This window comes from Stenotrophomonas sp. SrG, assembly GCF_050031795.1.
In the GTDB taxonomy this organism is placed as follows: Bacteria; Pseudomonadota; Gammaproteobacteria; order Xanthomonadales; family Xanthomonadaceae; genus Stenotrophomonas; species Stenotrophomonas rhizophila_A.
On record NZ_JBNBBE010001448.1, the window covers coordinates 1 to 234 of the forward strand.

Annotated in this window: 1 pseudogene; it reads right to left on the reverse strand. The window is 69.7% G+C overall.

From position 1 onward, the window contains the following. Positions 1–234 (reverse strand): annotated as a pseudogene (locus ACQG3P_RS24200) (MBL fold metallo-hydrolase); the annotation flags it as partial.

Here is a 234-nt window from a genome sequence, read left to right on the forward strand (position 1 = left end):
CTGCCCGGGACGGAAGCGGTGCAGCTTGCCGCTGGCCACGTAGGGCGCCACGGCCATGCGGGCCAACGCGAAGGCAAAACGCACGCCCAGCGGCGCGCTGGCCTCGCTGGCCGGATCCAGCCAATACGCAGCATCGGCGTCGGACAGCCACACCGTGTCATTGGGATACGCGACCTGGTCCTGCGCATCGAGCAGGCCGCACAGGTGGTCGGGGTGGGCATGGGTGAGCAGGAA